Raw genomic sequence first — 18,440 nt, 5'->3', positions numbered from 1 at the left:
GGCGCGGCTCATGGCGCGCTGGCCACGGTCGGGGTTTGCGCTTCAGGCTCGGCGCGGGTGTCCACTTCGGCCGTCACCGACAGGCCTGGACGCAGATGACCGAGTACGCCATCCGCCGGGTCGAGCAGGATCCGCACCGGCACCCGCTGGACGATTTTGGTGAAGTTACCGGTGGCGTTTTCCGGTGGCAGCACGCTGAACTGCGAACCGCTGGCCGGCGCCAGGCTGTCCAGATGCCCGTGGAATTCACGCCCCTTGAGCACGTCGGCATGCACGATCACACGTTGGCCCGGCGTCATCCGCGCTAGCTGATCTTCCTTGAAATTGGCATCGACCCACAGCCCGCTGGCCGGCACCACCGACAACAGTTGCGAACCGGCCTGGGCATAAGCGCCGACCCGCGCCCGGCGATTGCCGATCACGCCATCGACGGGGGCTTTCAACTCGGTGTAGCCGACGTTCAACTGCGCCAGATCACGCTCGGCCCGCGCCTGTACCAATGCGGCACGTGCTTGTTGTTTCTGGGTTTCGATCACGTTCAACTGGCGTTGCGCGGCCAGCAATTCGGCCTGGGCCCGGGCACTCTGCGCCTGGGCCGTCTTGAAGGTGGCATCGGCCCGTTGTGCGCTTTCCACCGAGACGGCATTGCTGCCCACCAGGCGTTTGTAGCGGGCATTGTCGTCCCGCGAGCGCGCGGTTTCGGCGCCCGCGGCATCGATACCGGCGCGGGCCTGGCCGATCACCGCGTGTTGCAGTTGTTCGGTGGCGTCGAGGTTGGCGAGCAGCGCTTCTTCAGCGGCCACCGCGCCTTCAGCCTTGGCCAGGTTGGCGCGATAGTCACGGGCGTCGATCCGGATCAGCACATCGCCGGCCTTGACCCTCTGGTTGTCGGTCACCAGCACTTCTTCGATATAGCCGGCAACCTTCGGGCCGATCACCGTGACGTCGCCACCAATGTAGGCATCGTCGGTTTCTTCAATGAAGCGCCCGGCAGTCCACCAATGGTTCGCGTACAGCCCGATAAACACCAGGGCAGCGATGGCTGCCGTCAGCAGCACCATCCGTTTCAGCAGGGGAGGCTTGGGTGGGGTCGCTGCGACGGCAAGGTCGGGTTCGAGGCTGGGCATGCTGGTCATGGAGAAATACCTGTGGGAAACGAGGCTTTATTATGTGTGTAATATGACGTAGGTAATATTTCGTGACAATGGGTTTTTGCTACCGGTCGTCTGGTGCTCCCAAGTGGAATCCATTGCTTCCAGTTAATAGGAAGCATTACTATTCGCGCTTCCTCCCCACAGCACACCGCAATGACCCCCAAGCTGCCCCGCAGACCCGGCTTTTTCGAGCATTACGAAGAGTTGATCGGCACCTGGACCCGTCGCCTGAGAAATCGTCAGCAGGCCGAGGACCTGGCCCATGACACTTTCGTGCGGGTGCTCGAATCCGATTCGGCGGCGGTGCAACAACCTCGGGCGTATTTGCACCAGACCGCGCGCAACATCGCGGTGGACGGTTATCGGCGTGAGGATCGGCGGGGCGCCATGGAGTCGGAGGCGATCGATCACAGTGTGTCGTCGTCGGGCGACCCGGAGCATTTCATGCACGCGATCCAGTTGGCCGACTCCATTGAACGGGCGCTCACCGAGTTGCCGCTCAACTGCCGCAAGGTGTTCGTCTGGCAGAAGATCGAAGGCCTGACCCAGGCCGAAATCGCCGAGCGCCTGGGGCTGTCCAGGAACATGGTGGAAAAGTATATGATCCGCACCCTGCGGCATCTGCGTGATCGTCTGGACGGGTCACAACCATGATGTTGCGTCGTCCCGAACAGATCGCCGGCTTCTCATCCCCAGCCAAGCAGGATTTTCCATGATGGATACTCGTGATTGTGCGTGCGGGCAAACAACGGTTCGCGACGACGCGGCGCGGTGGTTTGTGCGTTTGCAGGAACCTGCCGTCAGTGCCGAAGAGCAGAGCCGCTTCGAGATCTGGCTGGACGAACACCCTCAGCATCGCAACGAATATCAGATACTCCAGAACCTGTGGGTGGCGGTCGATCGATTGCCGGCCAAGCGTCTGCACGCACTGTGTGAAACTCCGGTGGCGCGCAGTAAACGTCGTCCGCTTGTGCGTTACGCAGTGGCCGCCAGTGTGTTGGCGGTGGCGCTCGGCCTGGGGCTATTCAGTGGCTTGAACTCTCCGGCGACCTACACGGCTGAATATTCCACAGCCCTTGGCGAACGTCGTCATGTGGCGTTGCCGGACGGTTCGGTGATTGATCTGAACAGCCGCAGCCGGGTACAGGTGCGCTATGAAAAGGACCGTCGCGGCATCGAGTTGACGCAAGGCGAGGCGATGTTCAGCGTCGAGCACGACAGCAGTCGACCGTTTGTGGTCGAGGCGGGCCGCGGCAAGGTCACGGTCACCGGCACCCGGTTCGATGTGCGCCGCGACAGCGCCGAAACAAGGGTCGCGGTGGAGCAGGGCACGGTCAGGGTTCAAGGGGGCGGCGATGATTTCGTCAGCCTCACCGCCGGCTTCGGCACTCGCATCAATGCCCAGGGCAAGGTGGCAGCCGCCTATGCGGTCAACCCTGCGGAACTGACCGCATGGCGCAGCGGCAAACTGGTGTTCAACAACGCCAGCCTCAGCGAAGTGGCCGAAGAAGTGTCGCGTTATCGGGAGAAACCGCTGACAGTCGGCAGCACCAACGTGGGCAACCTGCGCCTGACCAGCGTGTTCAAATCCGACAACACCGATGCGCTGCTCAAGGCCTTGCCGAGCATTCTGCCGGTGGCCATCCGCACCCTTGATGACGGCAGCCAGGAAATAATTTCCCGATAGATTCAGGTTTTTTTCGAGTTCTTCGTCTTCTTGTCCAACTGCAACTGGTTTGCATTAACAGACGCACACTCTTGCGATCCACAGGACAACGTTCGACGTGAAGAAAACCACCGCTAAAAATAACAAGTCATCCTGGCTGCCCCTCGCGCTCGCCCTGTCGGTCAGCTCGGCGCTGCCTCAGGCATTCGCCGCCGATGCCATTCATATTCAGGCGCAGCCATTGGGCCAGGCCTTGAGTCAGTTGGGCCAGCAAACCTCGCTGCAGGTTTTTTTCAGCCCGGAACTGGTGGCCGGCAAACAGGCTCCGGCAGTGGACGGCAACCTCTCGCCGGAACAGGCCTTGCGCCAATTGCTGCAAGGCAGCGGTCTGCAATACCAGATCGATGAAGGTTCGGTAACGCTGATGCCGGCACCGACTTCCGCCTCAAATGGCCCGCTGGAACTGGGCGTGACCGACATCAAGGTGGTGGGTGACTGGCTCGGTGACGCCGATGCCGCCGTGGTGCAAAACCATCCCGGCGCGCGTACGGTGATTCGCCGTGAAGCGATGGTCGAGCAGGGTGCGATGAACGTCGGCGACGTATTGAAGCGCGTGCCCGGCGTGCAAGTGCAGGACGCCAACGGCACCGGCGGCAGCGACATTTCCCTGAACGTCGGCGTGCGCGGCCTGACCTCGCGCCTGTCGCCACGCTCCACCGTGCTGATCGACGGCGTGCCGGCCGCCTTCGCACCTTATGGCCAACCGCAACTGTCCATGGCGCCGATTTCCTCCGGCAACCTCGACAGCATTGATGTGGTGCGCGGCGCCGGTTCCGTGCGTTACGGGCCGCAGAACGTCGGTGGCGTGATCAACTTCGTCACCCGCGCGATCCCGGAGAAAGCCACCGGTGAAATCGGCACCACTCTGGAAACCACCCAGCGCGGTGGCTGGAAACACATCGACACCGCGTTTCTCGGCGGCACCGCCGATAACGGCATGGGCGTGGCTCTGTTGTATTCCGGGGTGAACGGCAACGGTTATCGCAAAAGCAACAACGGCAATGACATCGACGACGTGATCCTCAAGACTCACTGGGCGCCCACCGATCAGGACGATTTCAGCCTCAACTTCCATTACTACGATGCCAGCGCCGACATGCCCGGCGGCCTGACGCAGAAGCAGTACGACGCCGATCCGTTCCAGTCCGACCGCGACCATGACAACTTCAGCGGCCGCCGCAAGGACGTGTCGTTCAAGTGGGCGCGGCAGATCGACGACCGGACCCAGGCCGAAGTGCTGACCTACTATTCCGACAGCTTCCGTGGCAGCACCATCGCCGCGCGTGACCAGAAAACCCTCAGCTCTTATCCACGCACTTACTACACCTTCGGCATCGAGCCGCGGGTGTCCCATGTGTTCGACCTGGGCCCGACCACGCAGGAAGCCAGCGTCGGTTATCGCTACCTGAAAGAAGGCATGCACGAAGAGTCGAGCCGTCTGGCGCTGGTGAACAATCAGCCGGTGGTCAGCAAAATTTCCGATGGCCATGTGTTCCAGGACCGCACTGGCGGCACCGAAGCCCACGCCGTTTACATCGATGACAAGATCGACGTCGGCAACTGGACCGTGACCCCCGGCATCCGTTTTGAAAGCATCAGCACCGAATGGCACGACAGACCGGTGCTCGACACCGCCGGCAAACCTGTGCAGGAAAAGCGCCGCAGCATCGACAGCAACGAACCGCTGCCGGCCCTGAGCGTGATGTATCACCTGTCCGAGGCCTGGAAGCTGTTCGCCAACTACGAAACCTCGTTCGGCAGCCTGCAATATTTCCAGCTCGGCCAGGGTGGTTCGGGCGACAACACCGCCAATGGCTTGAGCCCGGAAAAGGCCAAGACCTACGAGATCGGTACGCGCTACAACGATGACGTGTGGGGTGGGGAAGTGACGCTGTTCTACATCGACTTCGATGACGAACTGCAATACATCAGTAACGACGTGGGTTGGACCAACCTCGGCGCGACCAAGCACCAGGGCCTTGAAGCGTCGGTGCATTACGACCTGTCGGCGCTCAACCCGATGCTCGACGGCCTGACCGCCAACGCCGGTTTCACCTACACCCGCGCCACATATGAAGGAGAGATCCCGGGCTTCAAGGGCCGTGATCTGCCGTTCTACTCGCGTCAGGTGGCCACCGCCGGGCTGCGTTACGACATCAACCGCTGGACCTACAACCTCGATGCCTTTGCCCAGTCCAGGCAGCGTTCACCGGGGACCGGTGTAAATGCCGATGGCAGCTTCAGCGGCAACTACATCACCGAAGGTTCCGCAGACGGCCAGTACGGCGACATTCCGGGTTATGTGACCTGGAACGTGCGCGGTGGTTATGACTTCGGCTCGCAGTTGTCGAACCTGAAAGTCGGCGCCGGGGTGAAAAACATCTTCGACAAGCAGTATTTCACCCGTTCCAGCGACAACAACTCGGGGATGTACGTCGGCGCGCCACGCACGTTCTTTGTGCAGGCCAGCGTCGGGTTCTGATCGACTGAGTTAACTTCATCGCGGGCTTGCCCGCGATGCTTTTAAACCTTCAATACCCTGCCGCCAATCGCCACCGCCACTAGCAACATCGCCATCAACCCAAAGGCAAAACTCAAACTGCTGCCATGGGCGATAAAGCCGATCACCGCCGGCCCGGCGAGAATCCCCGCATAGCCCAATGTGGTAATGGCCGGCACGGCAATGCTTTCGGGCATGACGGTCTGTTTGCCGACTGCGGTATAGAGCACCGGCACAATGTTCGAGCAGCCAGCCCCCAGCAACGCATAACCCACCAGCGCCGCTTCCCACGCCGGTGCGAACGTCGCCAGCGCCAGGCCCGTCGCGGCCGTCAGCCCACCGAACACAATCACTCGCGTATAACCAAGACGCCGGACAATCTTGTCTCCGGTCAAACGCCCGAGCGTCATGGTCAGCGCAAATGCTGCATAACCCAGACCGGCATATGCGGTGTCGATCCCGCGCTCCTGCGTCAGGAACACCGCGCTCCAGTCGAGTGCCGCGCCTTCGGCCAGGAATACGATGAAGCACATCCCGCCAATAAACAGCACGATGCCATGGGGCACGGCAAACGCCGGGCCGGAGCTTTCACTGCCGTAAGGCAACAGGTGCGGCGCGGCTTTAAGCAATGCCAGCACCAGAATCACGATCACCACCAGCATCGCCCCCAGCGGCGAAAAGCCCAAACCGAGCAGGGCGCTGACACCCGCCGCGCCGACGATGCCGCCGAGGCTGAACAGCCCATGAAACCCCGACATCATGGTCTTGCCGCTGGCCCGCTCGACGATCACCGCTTGCAGGTTCACCGTCGAATCCACCGTACCCAGGCCCGCGCCGAACATGAACAACGCCGCGATCAACGCCGGAATCGAAGACACCGTCGCCAACAGCGGCAGCGCCGCGCAGATCAACAAGGTGCCGCCGCTCAACACCCGACGGCAGCCGAAACGCGTCGCCAGAATCCCGGCCATGGGCATCGCCAGAATCGAACCCACGCCCAGGCACAACAGCAACAGCCCGAGGGTGCCTTCATCCAGCCCGGCCCGCGCCTTGGCATAAGGCACCAGCGGCGCCCAGGCCGCGATGCCGAAACCGGCGATGAAGAAGGCGATGCGCGTGGACATCTGTTCCAGGCGTCCGGGGACGAAGGCGGCTCGGGTGTTGAGGCTGGTCATATCGATCCTTGGCAAAAAACGTCGCGTCCCCAAAGGACAGTGAACAACCGCAAAGGGGTCGATCACCACGTTCAGGTGGGGCAGCAGTCACGCAGAGTGACATCCTTGCACAGCCAGCCGTTGTTTCGCGATATTGTCGACGCATCAATTGTTCATTGGGGGCACCATGACGCGGATGTACGATGCTCGAGGCAATATCTACGCGGTGGTAGCGCCTGACGCCCTGCGCGGTAGCGGTATCGACCTGCCTGAACAGGCCAGCCAGGCGGCGCAAACCCGCGAGGCCTGGGCGTTGTCTGCCATCGAGGCATTCTGCGGCTGGGCTCCCGGGACACAACCGCCCGGCAGCAAGGCGCATCGTTGCGATGGCTTGCTGGTGGGGCCGTTTCAATCTTCGCCGCCGTTTGACCTGCTGATCGTCAACACCGACGGCAGCCTGGCCGAGCGCAGTGGCAATGGCCTGACGATTTTTTCCCAGGCCCTGAGTGAACAAGGGCTGATGCCGAGGGAGGAGGCTTGCTTGCTCAGGGTTCATCACGACAAGCGCGATGCGCTCTCGCCAGTGGCGACTTCGGTGAAACCCGCCGAAATCGATGGCGTGCAAGGGTTCTGGCTGGACTTGGGGCAGCCTTCGTTCGGGCCTGAAGCGGTGGGTGCGCAAGGGGTCGAAGCCGTGGTGTTGAACGGGCGTGATGTCAGTCATGTGCGGCCATTGTCGACGCTCGACCCTGGCTGGAACCGCAGCCAGTTCGTGCGCATCGGTAATCCCCATTGTGTGACGTTAGTGACAGGCGCCGATGCGTTGCCGAGCAACGAGCAAATGCGTGAGCCGGAGTTGTCTGGAGGGTTGACCCGCATCGCTTACGCCACGCCGACCGGGGCAGGGCAGCCGTGTGCGGCAGGCGTGAACCTGCAATGGGCGATGCTTGAGTCCGAAGGGCGAATCGTTGCGCGGGTGTTCGAGCGTGGCGAAGGGCCGACCGAGTCGTCGGGCACCAGCGCCAGTGCGGTGGCGTGCGCGGCGTGGCGAGTGGGGTGGGTGGCGGCCGGGGCAGTGCAAGTGGTCATGCCCGGCGGCACGGCGCCGATTCTGCTGGAAGAACGGGAGGGCGAATTGAGTCGGGTCAGGTTGTTTGGGACGGCGCGGTTGATGGGGTGATTTTGAGACCGTCATCGCGAGCCTGCTCGCGATGACGCCCGAATGGTCAGCGAAGATTCAGAGCCGATCCGCCCACTCAACCACCGGCATCTGCCGCTTCATCAACACCTTGCCCCCGCGAATCGAATACAGCGGCAGGCCCTGGCTGCGGATCACTTCGTAATCGCTGTCCGCCGACAGAATCAGCAGATTCGCCGGCCGGCCCCGTTCCAACCCATAGCGATCGCCCAGGTTCATCGCCTTGGCACTGTTGTCCGTGACCAGGTCCAGCGCACTCTGCAAATTGCGATAACCGAGCATGTGGCAGATGTGCAAACCGGCCTCGAGCACCCGCAGGATGTTGCCATTGCCCAGCGGATACCATGGGTCGACGATCGAGTCCTGACCGAAACACACGTTCATCCCCGCTTCGAGCAACTCATTCACACGAGTCACGCCACGGCGTTTCGGGAAGCTGTCGAAGCGGCCTTGCAGGTGAATGCTTTCGGTGGGGCAAGAAACAAAACTGATCCCCGAGTGCCCGAGCAAGCGAAACAGTTTCGCGCAGTAAGCGTTGTCGTAGGAGCCCATCGCCGTGGTGTGGCTGGCGGTGACGCGCGAACCCATGTCGCGGCTGCGGGCCTCTTCGGCCAGCACTTCAAGGAAGCGTGAGTGCGGGTCGTCGGTTTCGTCGCAATGCACGTCCACCAGACAGCCCGTGCGTTCGGCCAGGTCCATCAGGAACTTCACCGAGCTCACGCCCTGGTCCCGGGTGTATTCGAAATGCGGAATGCCCCCGACCACATCGGCGCCCAGGCGGATCGCTTCTTCCATCAACTCCCGACCATTGCGGTACGACTCGATGCCTTCCTGGGGGAACGCGACGATTTGCAGGTCGATCAGGTGGCGGCTTTCCTCGCGGACTTCGAGCATCGCCTTGAGCGCGATCAGTTCCGGGTCGGTGACATCGACGTGGGTGCGCACGTGCTGAATGCCGTGGGCGGCGAGGGTCTGGATGGTTTTTTTGGCGCGGGTCTTGGTGTCTTCCTGAGTGATGGTGGCCTTGCGCTCGCCCCAGCACTCGATGCCTTCGAACAGCGTACCGCTCATGTTCCAGCGCGGTTCGCCGGCCGTCAGGGTGGCGTCGAGGTGAATGTGCGGTTCGACGAAGGGCGGCACCACCAGATTACCGCCGGCATCCAGATCGTCAGGTCCCAGTGACGGGGCTTCGGTTTGCCGGGCGATGCTGTGAATCAGGCCGTTTTCCAGGTGCAACTCATGCAGGCCTTCTTGGTTGCGCAGGCGGGCGTTGATGATGTGCATCAGGCGAGTCCTTTTAGAGATCTTGTAGTGGTGCTTCGGCGGTACGGGCACCCAGTACGCCGGTCAATAACACATACGTTAGCGCGGCAGTGGCAATCCCTACCAGCGGCGCGATCCACGGCGAGCTGAATGCCGCGACGGTGCCGACCGCATAAGCGCTCAGGCCAGGCCAGTTGAACGCCGGCAACCGGGCATCGGCCAGGCGTGGATATTGCCCACGGTAACGGAAGAAAAAGTCCGCCATGATCACCCCGCCAATCGGCGGAATCACCGTGCCCAGCAGAATCAGGAAAGGCACCAGCATGTCGTACATGCCCAGCAGCGCCAGCAGCGTGCCGATCACCGCGCCGGCCAGGGTCACGGTTTTGCGCCGGCCGGTGCGCAACAGATTGCAGCCGGCGACGGCGAAGTTGTAGATCGTGTTGTCCTGGGTGCTCCAGATGTTGAGCAGCAACATCGCCATCGCGGCCATGGCGAAACCTTGCAGCAACAGCACTTCGACCACGTCCGGTTGCTGATAGACGATCGCGCCGTAGGCACCGATCAACACCATCAGGCCGTTGCCGATGAAAAAGCCGATAAGGCTCGCCAGCACCGCGACTCGCGCCGAACGGGAGAAACGTGTCCAGTTGGTCGCCTGGGTCGCGCCACTGACGAAGGTGCCGAACACCAGGGTAATCGCGGTCGACCAGTCCAGTGTTGCTGTCGGCACCACCGCGAGCAAACCCTCGAGCCCGCCGACCTTCACCGTCGCGACCCACATCGACAGCATCAGCAGCAACATCATGGCTGGCACGGCGATGTACGACAGAATCTCCAGCCCGCGATAACCGATGTACGCCGTGGCGCAGAAGCCCAGGCCGAACAGGACCATCAGCCCCAGAACGGTGCTTTCGCCCAGTTCGAAATATTTGCCGAGTACCACGGCGGCGGTCGCGGTGCCCCAGGCGTACCAGCCGATCTGGGTGAAGCCGAGGATCAGGTCGCTGAGCTTGCTGCCCACTTCGCCGAAGCAGAAACGGCCCATCAACACCGAATTGAGGCCGCTTTTGAAGGCGATGTAGCCAAGCCCGGCTGCGTAGATTCCCAACAGCAGGTTGCCGACGATGATCACCGTCAGCATCTCGCCGAAACTGAACGCCACCCCCAGCTTGCCGCCGGCAAACATAGTCGCTGTGAAGAAAGTAAAACCCAGCAGCACCATGGCCGTGGAGGCGAGCCCCTTGCGGGCATGCATCGGGACTTCGCTGAGGGGATAGTCGTTGCCCGGATCGTTCTGCGTCATGTGGCGTTCCTTGCTGGATGGGGACGCGAGGGTGTTGCAGTGCTCGTGCCAATGGCGCGAGGGTGTTGTTATTTATAGACGAGCAGGCGGATTTGGCCTGAAGAGGGGCACGAAAGCAGTGCGGCTGTGGTTCAAATTGGGACGCAGCAATCAGGTAGTCACAAAGCCCCCTCGCCACAGGGTCTCCGTCGATCAGGCGTTCTGTGCCAACGGCAGAAACCGCAATATCGCCGCCATGATCGCCTCCGGTGCATCCTCCTGCACCAGATGCCCGGCATTCGCAACGGGATGAAACTGCGACCCCGAAATCATCTGATGCAACGCCCGCCCGCGCTCAATCGGAATCCACTGATCGTCTTCCCCCCAGAGAATCTGCACCGGGCAGCGAATCGTCGGGTACAGCGCTTCGACCTCGCGGGTATAACGCTCATCCATCTGCGCGATCTGCCGATAGAACGCCGCTTGCCCCGAATCACCCAGCCAGGGCTGCACGTAAGGCGCCAGCTCCTGATCGGAAATCTCGCGCTTGATCGCACCACGAATATAGGTCGGCACAATCGCCCGTTGAATGTAATCAGGCAGCCCGCTGAACGCCGCTTCATGCTGACGCACATGTTGCACGAACGGCGAACCCCAGGGCGACAGCGCCACCGGGTCAATCAGCGTCAGGCTGCGGTAATCCTTGCCATTGAGCAGATGCGCGCGCAACGCAGTGGCGCCGCCGAAATCGTGAGCCACCACGTCTGGCCGTTCCAGGCCCCAGTGTTCCAGCAATTGCGCCAACAGTTGGTTTTGCACGCCCAGGGACACATCGCCGTCCGGCTGTGCGGACTGCCCGTAACCCAGCAAATCGAAGTAATGCACCCGGTGCGTGGTGATGAAGTGCGGCGCGATCCGGTGCCACACATGAGAAGAGAAGGGCGTGCCGTGCACGAACACCAACGGCGGACCGTCACCACGTACGGCGTAGCGAACGGAGTGCCCGTTGAAACGATAGGTCTGAGCCAGCGGCCAGTCAGTCATGGGTGCGTCCTCTTGGCGTGTGCGAGCCCAAAAGCATAGGCATAAAAAAACAGCCATTGAAGGCTGTTTCTCTATTCACTGACGAAACGCATTTTCCTGGTGGGAGCCCTGTGGCGAGGGGGCAATCCCCCTCGCCACAGGGAATTGCGTTGCTTTAGGCTGTTTACTCACCGCGATAGATGCAACCGCTGGTGCAGGTCTCGTGGATGCGGATCGCGCTGAGTTCCGGCAACAATGGCTTCAACTCATTCCAGATCCACTTGGCCAGCACTTCGCTGGTCGGGTTTTCCAGGCCGGGAATGTCGTTCAGGTAGTTGTGGTCGAGGCGCTCGTAGAGCGGCTTGAAGATTTCTTTGATTTCCGAGAAATCGCGGATCCAGCCGGTGTGCGGATCGAGGTCGCCGCTCAGGTGAATCGCCACTTTGAACGAATGACCGTGCAGGCGGCCGCACTTGTGGCCGTCCGGTACGTGGGGCAGGCGATGGGCGGATTCGAAGGTAAATTCTTTGAATATTTCCACAGTGATGTTCAGCTCTTTCAGGTGGCGATCGCCGCGGCGATGTGGGCAGGTGGCGAGTTTACCAGAGCTCCGGGCAAAACACTGACTAAAGGGTCAGCAAGCGCTCGCCGAGGCGACCGTTGGCGGTCAGTTCTAGGAACTCATCACCCAGGCGACGGCTTTCATCCATCGTCGCGCGCCAATACTTCTGCCGGCTCGGGGCATCGCCCATGAAGCGCTTGAAGTCGTTGCGGTCCGGCAGTTTGCCGTAGGGCAGGCGTGCCAGGTATTCCTTCGACGGCGCCAGCAGCAGAACATCCTGCAGGCGCTCGGGGCAGGCGCGGCGCCATGGCAGCGTCTTGTCGAACCAGCCGGGGATCACCCGGTCGGTGAAATGCGGATACAACACGATGTCGTTGCCGCTGTAGGGCAGGTCGAGGTGATAGTCCAGCAGACCGCCGTCGCGGAATGTCCCCGCACCTGCACCCGGCAAGTCGCGCACGCCTTGCATGACCATCGGGATCGAACCCGAGGCGAGCAGGGCCTGGCGCAGGTTGCCGGCATTCAGTGAGATGAAGCGCGACGGGAAGTCATTCAGCGCATTGACTGGTGGCGCCTGGCGCGGGTCGTGGATGATCAGCCGCTCGAAGTGCCGCGACAGCCGTGCGCGACCGCGCAGGTTGTCGGCGATCACCGACGACAGGCCCAGCCCCAACCGGCCGCGATGATCGTCCGCCAACAGGCCGTGGCTTTTGACCACCATGATGTTCAGGCGGTAGTGGGCGTTATCCAGAATCGCGGCATCGCGGCCGTCGAGCAGGTCATCGAGCATGCGCCGGGAGCTCTGGCTGATCTGCGCCATGGTCACGCCCTTGGCGAAGTTCTGTTCGGTGTACAGATGGCCGAGGCGGCGGATGCCCTCGGCGGCATCCGGCAGGCAGGCACTGGCGAACCGCCAGGAACCCACCGAGGCGCCGATCAGCGAACGCTCCCGGGGCGCCGCCGGCAACCATTCGCCAAACAGCGCCAGGTCCAGACCCTGAATCCCCAGCGCTTTCGGGCCACCGGCGGCGCCCGGCAACGTGCCCACATCGGCAGCGCTCAAGCCGTTGGCACGGATGCGCGCCAGGGCACGCGGGCCGGCCTTGAGGGTCAGGGAAGGGAACTTGATGTGGATAGCGGTCATACCGGTCTCGATGTCTGGCAAGCAGGGATTATAAGCACCTCTTGGGCTGCGATTGTCCCCGATCAATGCAGGAGCTGCCGAAGGCTGCGATGCTTTGATCTTTGGCTGCGTCATGCACGCAAAAAATCCAAATCAAAAGATCGCAGCCTTCGGCAGCTCCTTGTATCTACGGGTTATGCGTAAGCTATTCCCAATGATGGCAATTCAGTTTCAGTTAAGTTCGAATCGCTAAGGTCGCTCCGTAGGCAACACATAAGAAAATACGGAGCCACCCCATGAAAATCCTGACTGCCCTGTTCACCGCGTCCCTCATCTGCCTGACCGCCAGCCTCGCTCATGCCCGCGACCTGGGCCCCGACGAAACCCTGAGACTGCGCGACGCTGGTACCATTGTGTCTTTCGAGAAGCTCAACGCCACCGCTCTGGCCAAACACCCCGGCTCGACCATCACCGGCACCGAGCTCGAAGAAGAGTACGGCAAGTACAAATACCAGATGGAACTGCGCGACCCGCAAGGCATTGAGTGGGATATGGAATTGGATGCTGTCAGCGGGCAGGTTCTCAAGGATCATCAGGATACGTAATGAAGGTGCTTTCATTTTCAAGCATGGCGCTGGTGCTTCTGGCTTTTTGCTCGGTGGCCGTGGCCCGCGACCTGGATCAGGACGAAGCCCTGCGCCTGCGCCAACAGGGCGTGATCCTGCCGCTGGAGCAGCTCTTGCAGCAAGCGCTGGACCGCTATCCCGGGGCCAAGTTGCTGGAAGCCGAGCTTGAAGAAAAACACGACGTCTATGTTTATGAAGTCGAGCTGCTGACCGCCGAAGGCGTGGTGCGCGAGCTGGACGTCGATGCCACCACCGGCCACGTGCTGAAAGACAAGGAAGATTGATCGATGCGTTTGCTCCTGGTGGAAGACCATGTGCCGCTGGCCGACGAATTGATGGCTGGCCTCAACCGGCAGGGTTACGCCGTGGACTGGCTGGCCGACGGCCGCGATGCGGTGTACCAGGGCAGCAGCGAGCCTTATGACCTGATCATCCTCGACCTCGGCCTGCCGGGTTTGCCGGGGCTTGAGGTGCTGGCGCAGTGGCGGGCCGGTGGCTTGGCCACGCCGGTGCTGATTCTCACCGCGCGTGGTTCCTGGGCCGAGCGGATCGAAGGCCTCAAGGCCGGCGCCGACGATTACCTGAGCAAACCCTTCCACCCGGAAGAACTGCACCTGCGCATTCAGGCATTGTTGCGCCGCTCCCACGGCCAGGCCAATCAGCCGACGCTCAAGGCTGCCGGCCTGCACCTGGATGAAGGTCGTCAGTGCGTGACCCGCGACGGCGCCGACATCCAGCTCACTGCCGCGGAATTTCGCCTGCTGCGCTATTTCATGCTGCACCCCGAACAGATCCTTTCCAAAAGCCACCTCGCCGAACACCTCTACGACGGTGAAACCGAGCGCGACTCCAACGTGCTAGAAGTCCACGTCAACCACCTGCGCCGCAAGCTCGGCCGCAGCGTGATCGAAACCCGTCGCGGTCAGGGTTACCTGTTCGGCGGGCAAGCCCAGTGAGGTCGATCCAGCGTCGCTTGAGCCTGGGCCTGATCAGCGTGATGGTGATCGTCGGCCTGGTGCTGGCGCAAACCAGCCTGTGGCTGTTCGAAATGGGTTTGCAGCGCTACCTCGAAGCCGGGTTGCGCAACGACAGTGAAAACCTGCTGGTGGCGCTGGTGCGCGGCCCACAGGGGTTGCAGCTGGATGAGCGACATCTGTCGCCGGCCTATCAGCGCCCGTTTTCCGGGCACTATTTTCGTATCGACTTTGCCGACAGCCATTGGCGCTCCCGTTCGTTATGGGATCAGGACCTGCCGCGGCTCGAACACCCGGGCCTGAACAGCAACCTGCAACTGGGGCCGGAAGGGCAACAGTTGCTGGTGCTGCGTTCGGACTACCGACGGCTGGGCCAGGCGATTTCCATCAGCGTCGCCCAGGACTACACGCCGGTGCGCGAGAGTTTCTGTCGCATGCAACAAGTCGGTCTCGGGTTGGGGCTGGCGGGGCTGTTGCTGATTTTGCTGTTGCAACGGATCACCGTGCGCCGCGCCTTGCGCCCGCTGGAAAAGACCCGCGAGCAAATCGCCCAGTTGCAGCAGGGCCAGCGTTCGCAACTCGACGAAGCCGTGCCGGTGGAGCTGGAACCGCTGGTGGCGCAGATCAACCATTTGCTGGCTCACACCGAAGACAGCCTCAAGCGCTCGCGCAATGCCTTGGGCAACTTGGGGCATGCGTTGAAAACCCCATTGGCGGTGTTGTTGAGCCTGGCTTCCAGCGAGAAACTCGATGCGCACCCGCAGCTGCGCAAGGTGATTCAAGCGCAACTGGAGCAGGTCCAGCAGCGACTCAATCGCGAACTCAACCGCGCCCGGTTGTCCGGCGATGCACTGCCGGGTGCGTTGTTCGATTGCGATGCCGAGCTGCCGGGGTTGCTGGCCACGCTGAACATGATTCACGGTGAACACCTCGACCTGAGCTACCGCGCACCGGCCGGTTTGCAACTGCCGTGGGATCGCGAAGATCTGCTGGAGTTGCTGGGCAACCTGCTGGACAACGCCTGCAAATGGGCGGATGCGGAGGTTCGGTTAAGCGTGGTTGAAACGGCTGAAAGTTTTCAGTTGAGCGTGGAAGACGATGGACCGGGGATTCCCGAAGACCAGCGCGACCAGGTATTCAGCCGCGGTACACGGCTTGATGAACAGACCGATGGGCATGGATTGGGATTGGGCATCGTGCGCGACATCGTCGACACGTGGGGCGGGGTGTTGAGGCTGGAGGAAAGCGAGTGGGGCGGGTTGAAAGTGATGATCGAACTGCCCAAACGCTGACCCCGCACTGAAGGGTGCAGGTTACCTGTGGCTAGGGAGCAAGCTCCCTCGCCACAGGTGTCAGGTCACACGCGAAACTGGTCCATCAAGCTCTGCTGCTGATTCGCCAGGCTGTTAAGCGACTGACTCACCCGCGCCGATTCATTGGCTTGCCCCGACAGCGATTCGGTCACGTCCCGAATGGTCGCCACGTTGTTATTGATTTCCTCGGCCACCGCGCTTTGCTCTTCCGCCGCACTGGCAATCTGCAGGTTCATGTCGCTGATCACCGTCACCGCATCACCAATCTGCCGCAACGCCGTCACCGCCTGACCCACCTGCTCGACACTGCCCTGAGCCTGGCGATGGCTGTTGTTCATCGAGTTCACCACGTCCTGAGTACCGCCCTGCAACAGCTCGATCACCTGGCGGGTTTCCTCCACCGATTCCTGAGTGCGTCGCGCCAGGTTGCGCACTTCATCGGCGACCACGGCGAAACCGCGTCCGGCTTCACCGGCCCGGGCGGCTTCGATGGCGGCATTCAGCGCCAAGAGGTTGGTCTGCTCGGCAATGGCGCGAATCACCTCCAGCACCGAACCGATTTTCTCGCTGTTCGCCGCCAGGCCTTCGACCTGCACCATGGCTGCGCTCATGTCGGCGGCGAGGTGGTCGATGCTGGTGGTGGTGCGGTCGATCACGGTCAAGCCCTGACGGGTGGCCTGATCGGCATCGCGTGCTGCTTGTGCCGCCTGCGCGGCGCTGCGGGCGACGTCCTGGGCGGTGGCGCTCATTTCATGGGAGGCGGTGGCCACTTGGTCGACCTGGCGGTATTGCTGTTCCATGCCGGCGCTGGTCTGGGTGGCGATGGCGGACGATTGGTCCGCCGTGCTACGGGCGTCCTGCACCGAGCGTTTCACTTGGGCGATGATCGGCTGCAACTTGTCGAGGAAACGGTTGAACCAACCGGCCAACTGGCCCAGTTCGTCCTTTTTGTCGTAAGCCAGACGCCGGGTCAGGTCGCCTTCGCCGCTGGCAATGTCTTCCAGCATGCGGGCCACGCCGAGGATCGGTTTGGTCACACTGCGGGCCATCAGCCACACCAGTAACAAACCGACGAGCGCCGCCAGTACACCCAGGCACAGTTCAACCAGGGTGCCGGCGGCGTTGCTGTCGTCGAGTTGTTTTTTCAACGCTTCGGCGGGGCCGACCAGCACCTTCTCCGGCACGTCAAGCAACACGCCCCAGGATTTGCCACCGGGAATCGGCTGGAACGGCGAGAGCACTTTCAGTTGCTGGTTGCTGTGCAGGCTCTCGGTCTTGCTGCTGGCAGTGAGCCGGCGCAGCAGTTCGGCGCCGTTAGTGGTGTCCACGGCGTCGAGGCGCTGGCTGAGCTTGCTGGCGTCCGGGCTGTAGCCGGCCAGCAAACCGACCGGGCTGACGATGCTGACGCTGGTCTGGCCGTCATAGAGTTTCTTGCTGGCGCTCTGGCTGATCGCTTGCAGGCTGTTGAGATTGATGTCCACCGACAGCGAGGCGATGACTTTGCCGTTGACCATCAGCGGGAACACGATGCTGGTCATCAGCACGTTCTGGCCGTCGATCACATAGAAGTAGGGTTCGATCACGCAAGGCTTGAGCGTGGTGCGCGGGCAGGTGAACCAGGCGTTGGCCGGTTCGCCGCTGGGGCCGGTGCTGGTGTCGGCCATGTCGCTTTCCGGCAGGGCCATGGAGGTCACTTTGCCGGGCGTCGGTTGCGACCAGTACAGGGCGAAACGGCCCTTGTCGTTACTGCCCAGCTCCGCCTGGCCGGCGAACAGATTGTCCTTGCCGTCCAGCGCATTGGCCTCGAACACCAGCGACAGGCCAAGCAGGTCCGGGTTGGCCTGCAGGGCCGACTTGACCTGCCGGGTCAGGTCTTCACGCAGGTCGAAGGCATCGAGAAAGCGCTTCTCGGCCTGATCGCGCAAAAACAGCACCTGCCGCGAAAAGCCATGGCTATATTGATAGGCGTCCATGAACTGCTGACGAATTCCCAGCGCCTGCACTTCACCCTGGGATTCGATGCGCGCCTGGGCGGCCTCGGTGAGCATTTCCATGCTCGAGGCCTTCACCAGCGCCGAGCTGTGCTCCATGCGATACAGCGAAAGCCCTACCAGCAGGGTCACGATGCCCGCCAGGCAGAGCCCGGCCAACAGGGTGATTTTCCATTGAATGGAAAGGTGTCTGAGCGACATGGGAACGTCCTTTTATTCGATAAATATCTGAGACTTTGCACTGTAGCGGCCGTGATTCGGCTTTCTTTATGGCGCAGGCTGAATAACCAATCCCGATCACTGCAACCTCAGTGGCGAGGGGGCCTGTGGCGAGGGGGCTTGCCCCCGTTCGGCTGCGAAGCAGTCGCGAATCCAGGCAACCAAGTGTGTCTGTAGGAATATAGGGGGCCGCTTCGCGACCCAACGGGGGCAAGCCCCCTCGCCACAGAGCCCCCTTTGACAAGGCGGCAGCGGTCCGGCACAGTGCGCGCCCTCTAATAAAACCCTCTCTTCAATCCGCTGGCGGCGCTTGTGCGCACTGCCGGACG

Annotated in this window: 15 protein-coding genes and 2 pseudogenes; 8 read left to right on the top strand and 9 right to left on the bottom strand. The window is 62.0% G+C overall.

Annotation, left to right across the window (positions count from 1 at the left end):
- Positions 1-8: 8 nt before the first annotated feature.
- Positions 9-1,136 (bottom strand): HlyD family secretion protein, encoded by a 1,128-nt coding sequence (locus AC1RL4_RS07175; RefSeq protein WP_230175570.1) that lies wholly within the window; start codon positions 1,134-1,136, stop codon positions 9-11.
- A gap of 171 nt (positions 1,137-1,307) precedes the next feature.
- On the opposite strand from AC1RL4_RS07175, the gene AC1RL4_RS07170 reads away from it, so the two are divergent.
- From AC1RL4_RS07170 to AC1RL4_RS07160, 3 genes are all read left to right on the top strand, one after another.
- Positions 1,308-1,808, top strand: a complete 501-nt coding sequence (locus tag AC1RL4_RS07170) for a sigma-70 family RNA polymerase sigma factor (RefSeq protein WP_019579957.1) — start codon at positions 1,308-1,310, stop codon at positions 1,806-1,808.
- 58 nt (positions 1,809-1,866) lie between these two features.
- Positions 1,867-2,841 (top strand): FecR family protein, encoded by a 975-nt coding sequence (locus tag AC1RL4_RS07165; protein ID WP_026331768.1) that lies wholly within the window; start codon positions 1,867-1,869, stop codon positions 2,839-2,841.
- A 97-nt stretch (positions 2,842-2,938) separates the two neighbouring features.
- Positions 2,939-5,362, top strand: coding sequence for a TonB-dependent siderophore receptor (locus AC1RL4_RS07160; protein WP_019579959.1), 2,424 nt, complete (start codon positions 2,939-2,941; stop codon positions 5,360-5,362).
- Positions 5,363-5,403: 41 nt separating this feature from the next.
- Here AC1RL4_RS07160 and AC1RL4_RS07155 read toward each other — a convergent pair whose 3' ends face one another.
- Positions 5,404-6,555 carry an MFS transporter gene (locus tag AC1RL4_RS07155; RefSeq protein WP_230175569.1) on the bottom strand — a complete coding sequence of 384 codons (1,152 nt, stop codon included), beginning with the start codon at positions 6,553-6,555 and terminating at the stop codon, positions 5,404-5,406.
- Between the two features lie 166 nt (positions 6,556-6,721).
- Here AC1RL4_RS07155 and AC1RL4_RS07150 point away from each other — a divergent pair, with 166 nt between their 5' ends.
- Positions 6,722-7,714: a diaminopimelate epimerase gene (locus AC1RL4_RS07150; RefSeq protein WP_493119366.1), complete on the top strand. Its 993-nt coding sequence runs from the start codon at positions 6,722-6,724 to the stop codon at positions 7,712-7,714.
- Positions 7,715-7,771: 57 nt separating this feature from the next.
- Here AC1RL4_RS07150 and codA read toward each other — a convergent pair whose 3' ends face one another.
- From codA to AC1RL4_RS07125, 5 genes are all read right to left on the bottom strand, one after another.
- Positions 7,772-9,016: a cytosine deaminase gene (gene codA / locus AC1RL4_RS07145; RefSeq protein WP_230175567.1), complete on the bottom strand. Its 1,245-nt coding sequence runs from the start codon at positions 9,014-9,016 to the stop codon at positions 7,772-7,774.
- A gap of 13 nt (positions 9,017-9,029) precedes the next feature.
- A complete protein-coding gene (codB, locus tag AC1RL4_RS07140) occupies positions 9,030-10,301 on the bottom strand; it encodes a cytosine permease (RefSeq protein ID WP_230175566.1) in 1,272 nt (423 codons plus the stop codon).
- 192 nt (positions 10,302-10,493) lie between these two features.
- Positions 10,494-11,324 carry an alpha/beta fold hydrolase gene (locus AC1RL4_RS07135; protein ID WP_230175565.1) on the bottom strand — a complete coding sequence of 277 codons (831 nt, stop codon included), beginning with the start codon at positions 11,322-11,324 and terminating at the stop codon, positions 10,494-10,496.
- 163 nt (positions 11,325-11,487) lie between these two features.
- Positions 11,488-11,844 carry a 6-carboxytetrahydropterin synthase QueD gene (queD, locus tag AC1RL4_RS07130; RefSeq protein ID WP_007933061.1) on the bottom strand — a complete coding sequence of 119 codons (357 nt, stop codon included), beginning with the start codon at positions 11,842-11,844 and terminating at the stop codon, positions 11,488-11,490.
- 85 nt (positions 11,845-11,929) lie between these two features.
- The gene (locus AC1RL4_RS07125) at positions 11,930-13,009 is read right to left on the bottom strand and encodes a patatin-like phospholipase domain-containing protein (RefSeq protein ID WP_230175564.1); all 1,080 of its coding nucleotides are present in this window, start codon (positions 13,007-13,009) and stop codon (positions 11,930-11,932) included.
- A gap of 275 nt (positions 13,010-13,284) precedes the next feature.
- Between AC1RL4_RS07125 and AC1RL4_RS07120 the strand changes: the two genes are divergently transcribed.
- The 4 genes from AC1RL4_RS07120 to AC1RL4_RS07105 are packed head-to-tail and all read left to right on the top strand — an operon-like array spanning position 13,285 to position 15,880.
- Positions 13,285-13,593: a PepSY domain-containing protein gene (locus AC1RL4_RS07120; protein ID WP_096479852.1), complete on the top strand. Its 309-nt coding sequence runs from the start codon at positions 13,285-13,287 to the stop codon at positions 13,591-13,593.
- The gene (locus tag AC1RL4_RS07115; protein WP_018925373.1) at positions 13,593-13,898 is read left to right on the top strand and encodes a PepSY domain-containing protein; all 306 of its coding nucleotides are present in this window, start codon (positions 13,593-13,595) and stop codon (positions 13,896-13,898) included. The genes AC1RL4_RS07120 and AC1RL4_RS07115 overlap by 1 nt, the downstream gene beginning before the upstream one ends.
- Before the next feature lie 3 nt (positions 13,899-13,901).
- Entirely contained in the window at positions 13,902-14,570 is a 669-nt protein-coding gene (locus tag AC1RL4_RS07110; protein ID WP_018925374.1) for a response regulator transcription factor, read from the top strand.
- Entirely contained in the window at positions 14,567-15,880 is a 1,314-nt protein-coding gene (locus AC1RL4_RS07105) for a sensor histidine kinase (RefSeq protein WP_230175563.1), read from the top strand. The genes AC1RL4_RS07110 and AC1RL4_RS07105 overlap by 4 nt, the downstream gene beginning before the upstream one ends.
- A gap of 65 nt (positions 15,881-15,945) precedes the next feature.
- Here AC1RL4_RS07105 and AC1RL4_RS07100 read toward each other — a convergent pair.
- Both AC1RL4_RS07100 and AC1RL4_RS07095 read right to left on the bottom strand, forming a co-directional pair.
- Positions 15,946-16,536: pseudogene (locus tag AC1RL4_RS07100) on the bottom strand (methyl-accepting chemotaxis protein); the annotation flags it as partial.
- A 267-nt stretch (positions 16,537-16,803) separates the two neighbouring features.
- Positions 16,804-17,874 (bottom strand): annotated as a pseudogene (locus tag AC1RL4_RS07095) (methyl-accepting chemotaxis protein); the annotation flags it as partial.
- Positions 17,875-18,440: the final 566 nt, after the last annotated feature.

The sequence above is a fragment of the Pseudomonas sp. GW822-FHT07A10 genome (assembly GCF_058798795.1).
This window is presented reverse-complemented; position numbering and strand designations above follow the sequence as displayed.

Bases quoted from the DNA above. Each gene is read 5' to 3' on its own strand.
- AC1RL4_RS07120 (WP_096479852.1), top strand. From the start codon at position 13,285: ATGAAAATCCTGACTGCCCTGTTCACCGCGTCCCTCATCTGCCTGACC.
- AC1RL4_RS07110 (WP_018925374.1), top strand. From the start codon at position 13,902: ATGCGTTTGCTCCTGGTGGAAGACCATGTGCCGCTGGCCGACGAATTG.
- AC1RL4_RS07150 (WP_493119366.1), top strand. From the start codon at position 6,722: ATGACGCGGATGTACGATGCTCGAGGCAATATCTACGCGGTGGTAGCG.
- AC1RL4_RS07155 (WP_230175569.1), bottom strand. From the start codon at position 6,555: ATGACCAGCCTCAACACCCGAGCCGCCTTCGTCCCCGGACGCCTGGAA.
- codA (WP_230175567.1), bottom strand. From the start codon at position 9,016: ATGCACATCATCAACGCCCGCCTGCGCAACCAAGAAGGCCTGCATGAG.
- AC1RL4_RS07125 (WP_230175564.1), bottom strand. From the start codon at position 13,009: ATGACCGCTATCCACATCAAGTTCCCTTCCCTGACCCTCAAGGCCGGC.
- AC1RL4_RS07115 (WP_018925373.1), top strand. From the start codon at position 13,593: ATGAAGGTGCTTTCATTTTCAAGCATGGCGCTGGTGCTTCTGGCTTTT.
- AC1RL4_RS07165 (WP_026331768.1), top strand. From the start codon at position 1,867: ATGATGGATACTCGTGATTGTGCGTGCGGGCAAACAACGGTTCGCGAC.
- codB (WP_230175566.1), bottom strand. From the start codon at position 10,301: ATGACGCAGAACGATCCGGGCAACGACTATCCCCTCAGCGAAGTCCCG.
- AC1RL4_RS07135 (WP_230175565.1), bottom strand. From the start codon at position 11,324: ATGACTGACTGGCCGCTGGCTCAGACCTATCGTTTCAACGGGCACTCC.
- AC1RL4_RS07170 (WP_019579957.1), top strand. From the start codon at position 1,308: ATGACCCCCAAGCTGCCCCGCAGACCCGGCTTTTTCGAGCATTACGAA.
- AC1RL4_RS07175 (WP_230175570.1), bottom strand. From the start codon at position 1,136: ATGACCAGCATGCCCAGCCTCGAACCCGACCTTGCCGTCGCAGCGACC.